The organism is Streptomyces sp. TRM64462 (genome assembly GCF_013362995.1).
GTDB lineage: Bacteria > Actinomycetota > Actinomycetes > Streptomycetales > Streptomycetaceae > Streptomyces.
Genome location: NZ_JABWDV010000171.1, coordinates 23,741 through 29,781, shown reverse-complemented (window position 1 = coordinate 29,781; position 6,041 = coordinate 23,741). Strand labels below are relative to the sequence as shown.

General features: G+C 72.5%; 5 protein-coding genes. 4 read left to right on the top strand and 1 reads right to left on the bottom strand.

The window, feature by feature from the left end:
- Positions 1–124: 124 nt before the first annotated feature.
- Positions 125–2,395, bottom strand: coding sequence for a transglycosylase domain-containing protein (locus tag HTZ82_RS07720; protein ID WP_175408543.1), 2,271 nt, complete (start codon positions 2,393–2,395; stop codon positions 125–127).
- A 216-nt stretch (positions 2,396–2,611) separates the two neighbouring features.
- On the opposite strand from HTZ82_RS07720, the gene HTZ82_RS07715 reads away from it, so the two are divergent.
- The 4 genes from HTZ82_RS07715 (at position 2,612) to HTZ82_RS07700 (ending at position 5,988) form a co-directional block, all read left to right on the top strand.
- Entirely contained in the window at positions 2,612–3,415 is an 804-nt protein-coding gene (locus HTZ82_RS07715) for an ABC-2 family transporter protein (RefSeq protein WP_175408542.1), read from the top strand.
- A gap of 145 nt (positions 3,416–3,560) precedes the next feature.
- Positions 3,561–4,328, top strand: coding sequence for an ABC transporter permease (locus HTZ82_RS07710; RefSeq protein ID WP_175408550.1), 768 nt, complete (start codon positions 3,561–3,563; stop codon positions 4,326–4,328).
- A 9-nt stretch (positions 4,329–4,337) separates the two neighbouring features.
- On the top strand, positions 4,338–5,303 hold the full coding sequence (locus HTZ82_RS07705; protein WP_175408541.1) for an ATP-binding cassette domain-containing protein: 966 nt from the start codon (positions 4,338–4,340) through the stop codon (positions 5,301–5,303).
- Positions 5,304–5,376: 73 nt separating this feature from the next.
- On the top strand, positions 5,377–5,988 hold the full coding sequence (locus tag HTZ82_RS07700) for a DUF1707 domain-containing protein (protein WP_175408549.1): 612 nt from the start codon (positions 5,377–5,379) through the stop codon (positions 5,986–5,988).
- Positions 5,989–6,041: the final 53 nt, after the last annotated feature.

Here is a 6,041-nt window from a genome sequence, read left to right as displayed (position 1 = left end):
TTGAGGACGAGCGCCGTTCTGGGGGTACCCCCTGCTCGAAGAGCTTGGGGGAGCGATACGGGGTCTGGGGCGGAGCCCCAGTTCGGGAAGGGGCGGGATAGGGGAAAGACCCGCTGGACACGACCTAGGGCCGGCGCGGAGCCGCAGGGACGGCCGGGGCGTCCGGAACCGTCGGGGCGGCGCCGTGGAAGTGCTCCCGGCCGCCGCGCCGCTCCTCCTGCCACTGCGGCCACCGCGGCTGCCAGGCGCGGCCCGGGTCGCGGCCGCCGCCCGCCTCCCACGGCTCCGCCGCCGGCTCCTCGTAGGCGGCGCCCTCCGGCACCTCCAGGTCGAAGTCCCGTACCGGCGTGCCCTCCAGGGCCGTCCCCGTGTAGTGCGCCCACACCTCGGCGGGCGCACCGCCGCCGTTGACGCGGGCCAGGCCCATCGCCCCGTACAGCGGCTTCTGGGCGCCCGTCTCCGGGTCCTGGCCCATCAGCGCGACCACGGTCGCCAGCTCCGGCGTGTACCCCGCGAACCAGGCGGCCTTGTCGTCCTCCGCCGTCCCGGTCTTCCCGGCCGCCGGGCGGCCCGCCGCCGCGGCCGCCGTGCCCGTACCGCCCTCGACGACGCCCTGCAGCATCGCCGTCGTCGCGTCCGCGGCCTGCCGGCTGACGGCCTGCCGTACCGCGCCCGCCGCCGCGTCGCCCGCCGGGAGCACGACCGGCCGCGGCCCGCCGGGCCCGATCCGTTCGATCTTCTCGACGAGCGTGTACGTGCCGGCGCGCCGCCCGTGGTTGGCGAGCGTCGCGTACGCCTCCGCCATGTCCAGGACGCTCGCGGTCGCCGGGCCCAGCGCGATGGACGGGGACGGCGTCAGGTCCGGTGTGTCCGGCGGCAGGCCCAGCGCGACCGCCGTCCGCCGCACCTTCGCGGGCCCCACGTCCACGGCGAGCTGCGCGTACACGGCGTTCACGGACCGGTCGGTCGCCGTGCGCAGGGTGATGCCGCCGTAGCTGACGTCGTCCTCGTTCGCCGGGGCGTACGCCGCGCCCGTCCAGCCCTCGACGGGCCGCTTGTTGCTGCCGTCGTACACCGTGTTCGGGGTGATCGGCTCCCCGTACTGCGTGGTGGCGCCCTGGTCCACGGCGGTCGCGAAGACGAACGGCTTGAAGGTGGAGCCCACCTGGTAGTCGCGGCGGGTCGCGTTGTTGACGTACTGCCGGGTGTAGTCGATGCCGCCGTACAGCGCGACGACCTTGCCCGACCGCGGCTCGATGGAGGCGCCGCCGACCCGTACGTACCGGTCCGTGGGGTTGGAGTCCGGGTCGAGCCGGGACAGCACCTGCTCGCCGACGGCGTCCTCGAAGGCGTCCATCTTGTCCTTGTGGAGCGTCGTCGTGATCCGGTAGCCGCCCGCCGCGAGCGCCCGCTTGCCGACGATGCCGTTGCGCGTCAGGTACGCGTCGACCGCCTGGACGGCGTAGCCGCGCTGCCCCGCGAGCCCGGCGGTGGGCCGCGCGGGCCGCACCGCGGGGAACGTGAGCGCGGCCCGGTCGGCGGCGCTCAGCCACCGCTCCTGCACCATGGCGTCGAGCACGTAGTTCCAGCGGGCGTGGGCCCGCGCCTGGTTCCCGGAGCGGGCACCGACGTCGTACGCGCTGGGGGCGTTGAGCAGCGAGGCGAGGTACGCGCCTTCGGCGGTGTCCAGCTCGTCCACGTCCTTGCCGTAGTAGGCGCGGGCGGCGGCCTGGACCCCGTAGGCGTTGCGGCCGTAGTAGCTGGTGTTGAGGTACCCCTCCAGGATCTCGTCCTTCGACTTGCGGCGATCGAGCTTGATCGCGATGAAGAACTCCTTCACCTTGCGGGTGACGGTCCGCTCCGGGCCCAGGTAGTAGTTCTTGACGTACTGCTGCGTGATGGTCGAACCGCCCTGGGTGCCCTTGCCGGTGACGGTGTTCCAGGCGGCGCGCACCAGGGCCTCCGGGTCGACGCCGGGCTCGGTGTGGAAGTCCCGGTCCTCGGCGGCCAGCACCGCGTGCCGCAGCGTCCGCGGGACGCGCGCGAGCGGCACGTTCTCGCGGTTGACCTTGCCCGCCTGCGCCAGCGGGCTGCCGTCCGCGTACAGGTAGACGTTGGCCTGCGCGGTCGCGGCGGCGTTGGCGGGCGGGATGTCGATGAGGTGGTAGCCGGCGAGGAAGCCGCCGGCGGTCAGCAGGACGAGGAACAGGAACGTGCCGAGGACCGTGCGCCAGGTCGGCACGAACCGGCGCGGTCCGGTGCGCCGCGCCCGGCGCCGCTCCTGCCGCCGTCGCCGTTTCTCGGCCGGGCCCCGCCTGACGGGGGTTCCGGTGCTGTGGTCGGTCGGGTCGCGGGGCGCCCAGCCCTCTGCGGGGTGCGGCCGGTCGTCGCTCATGGGTCTCCGGGACGGTCGGGACGGTCGGGACGGTGACGGTGACTGTCCGTATTAAGGCGTTTTGTCCTACGTCCCTCATAGTGCATCGAGCCCGCGCCCATCCCGTGCATCCCGGCGCCGGGCCACGCGAAAACGGGTCGCGGGCGCGGCGTACGAGTGGCTAGGCTCAGCGACTTTGACGCGACGTCGGGACGTTCCGGGAGAGGGGGCGGCAGCGTGCGGCTGTACCTGGCCGTGGTCACCGGTGCGTTCCGGCGCCATGCGACGTACCGCATGGCCACGGCGGCCGGTGTGTTCACCAACACCGTCTTCGGCTTCATCCTGGCGTTCACCTATATGGCCCTGTGGAACGAACGTCCTCGCCTAGGCGGCTACGACATGGCGGAGGCCCTCGCGTACGTCTGGCTCGGCCAGGCGCTGCTCGCCGCCTGCTCCCTCATGGGTGGCGGCTTCGAGGACGAGCTGATCGAGCGGATCAAGACGGGCGACATCGCCGTGGACCTCTACCGCCCCGCCGACCTCCAGCTGTGGTGGCTCTCCGCGAACCTCGGCCGCGCCGCGTTCCAGCTCGTCGGGCGCGGGGTCGTCCCGATGACGGTCGGCGCGCTCGCCTTCGACCTGGCGCTGCCCGAACACCCGTTGACCTGGGCGGCCTTCCTGGTGTCGGTGTTGCTCGGAGTGCTGGTGAGCTTCGGGATCTGGTACCTGGTGGCGCTGTCCGTGTTCTGGCTGATGGACGGCGCCGGGGTGGTGCAGGTCGCCTGGCTGTCGGGCATGTTCTTCTCCGGGATGCTGCTGCCGCTGAACGTGTTCCCGGGCGCGCTGGGCGAGGTGGCGCGGGCGCTGCCGTGGGCGTCGATGCTTCAGGTGCCGGCCGACGTGTTCCTGGAGAAGCGCACCGGGGGCTGGGGCCTGCTGGAGGCGTACGGCTTCCAGGCCGGGTGGGCGCTGGTGCTGCTGGCGGCGGGCCGGGCGCTGCAGGCGGCGGCGACGCGCAGGGTGGTGGTGCAGGGTGGCTGAGGACACGCGTACGGAGTCCCGTACGGAGTCCCGTGCGCCATCGAGTACGGAATCCCGTACGGAATCCAGTGCGGAATCCCGTACGGCGTCCCGCGCGGCTTCCCGAGCCGCGGAGGGACTGCGCGCGTACGGCCTGATCGCGGCCATGTGGATCCGCTCCACGATGACGTACCGCTTCTCCTTCGCGATGACGCTGCTGTCGAACTTCACCGCGACCTTCTTCGACTTCGTCGTGATCCTGCTGATGTTCACTCATGTGCGGGGCCTGGGCGGCTTCTCGTTCGCGGAGGTGGCGTTCCTGTACGGCACGACGAGCACCGCGTTCGGTCTCGCCGACCTCGCGCTCGGCCAGGTCGGGAGGCTGGGCCGGCGGGTGCGGGACGGCACGCTGGACACGCTCCTTGTGCGGCCGGTGCCGGTGCTGGCCCAGGTGGCGGCGGACCGGTTCGCGCTGCGGCGGCTCGGGCGCGTCCTCCAGGGCCTGCTGGTCCTCGTCTGGTCGCTGGTGCTGCTGGACGGCGTGGACTGGACGCCGCTCAAGATCGCGATGATCCCGCTGACGGCGCTGACCGGCGGCGTGCTCTTCGGCTCGCTGATGCTGCTGGGCGCGGCGTTCCAGTTCTGGGCGCAGGACGGCGCGGAGGTCACCAACTCCTTCACGTACGGCGGGAACACCCTCCTCCAGTACCCGCCGACGATCTTCGCGGGCGAGCTGGTGCGCGGGGTCGTGTACGTCGTACCGCTGGCGTTCGTGAACTGGGTGCCCGCGCTGTACGTGCTGGGGCGCGACGCCCCGGCGGGCCTGCCGTCGTGGGCGGCGTTCCTGTCGCCGCTGGTGGCGGCGGGGGTCGCGGGTGTGGCGGGGCTGGCGTGGCGGGCGGGCCTCCGCTCGTACCGGAGCACGGGCAGTTAGGGGCGAGGCATGGAACGCGACTTCATCGATCTGGAGAACGTGGAGAAGGTCTTCGACGTACGCCGCAAGGTGGGGCTGCTGCGCCGTGAGAAGCGCCAGGTGCGCGCGGTGGACGGGATCACCTTCCGCGTGGCGCGCGGCGAGATGGTCGGCTACATCGGCCCGAACGGCGCCGGCAAGTCCACGACGATCAAGATGCTGACGGGCATCCTGACGCCGAGCGGCGGCCGCCTGCGCGTGGCGGGCATCGACCCTTCGCGGGACCGGACGCGGCTCGCCCGCCGGATCGGCGTGGTCTTCGGCCAGCGGACGACCCTGTGGTGGGACCTGCCCCTGCGCGACTCGTACCGCCTGATGCACCGCATGTACCGGGTGCCGGACGCCCGCTTCCGCGAGAACCTGGACCGCTGCGTGGAGCTGCTGGACCTCGGGGACCTGCTGGAGGTCCCGGTGCGGCAGCTCTCCCTCGGGCAGCGGATGCGCGGCGACATCGCGGCGGCGCTGCTGCACGACCCGGAGGTGCTGTACCTGGACGAGCCGACGATCGGCCTGGACATCGTGTCGAAGGCGAAGGTCCGCACCTTCCTCCGCGACCTGAACGCCGAGCGGGGCACCACGGTCCTCCTCACCACCCACGATCTCACCGACATCGAGCAGCTCTGCAAACGGGTCATGGTCATCGACCACGGCCGGCTCATGTACGACGGCGCACTCGCCGGCCTGCACGAGGCGGGCACGAGCGAGCGCACCCTGGTGGTGGACCTGGAGCGGGAGCGTCCGCCGATCGAGGTGGCGGGCGCGCGGGTGGTGCGGGTCGAGGGCCCGCGCCAGTGGCTGTCGTTCCCGGCGTCGTCGTCGGCGGCACCGCTGGTGGCGGAGATCGCCGCGACGTATCCGCTGGTCGATCTGTCGGTGCGGGAGCCGGACATCGAAACCGTGATCGCGCAGATGTACGCCGAACGCGGGTCGGCCTAGGCTGGGGACCATGACGGACCCGGACAAGCGCCCGGACGGCCTCCCGGACAGGCTCCCGGAGGGGCTCCCGGAGATGCGTGCCTCGGACACGGAACGTGAGCAGATCGCGGAGCGGCTGAGGGAGGCGGTGGCCGAGGGCCGCCTCGACATGACGGAGTTTGAGGAACGCCTGGACGCGGCGTACAAGGCGCGGACGCACGGCGAGCTGGAGCCGCTGGTGCGTGACCTGCCGGTGACGGCGCCGGCGCCGGGGCTCGCCTCCCGTACGGAGCCGGGTTCCGTCGTATGGGCGGACCGGGTCGGCGTGCCGGCGACGTCCCGCGGGGCGGTCGCGGTGTGCGGCGGTTTCGGGCGGCGCGGGCGGTGGAGCGTGGGCCGGGTGTTCACGGCGTTCACGCTGATGGGCGGCGGGGACATCGACCTGCGGGACGCGGACTTCGAGGACCGCGAGATCGTGATCCGCTGCTTCCCGCTGATGGGCGGGGTGAGCGTGATCGTCCCGCCGGAGCTGCACGTCGAGGTGGGCGGCTTCGCCCTGATGGGCGGCTTCGACGACAAGGGCTCCGGGCGGGGGGCTCCGGGCTCGCCGCGCGTACGGATCACGGGGTTCGCCCTGATGGGCGGCGTAGAGGTGAAACGGAAGCCCCGGAAGGGGGAAAGACCGCCCAAAAAGCTGGAAAAGTGACCGCCCAGGAACTGACCGCGCTCGCCAGGAGTACCTGAAGAAGGGGCAGGAGG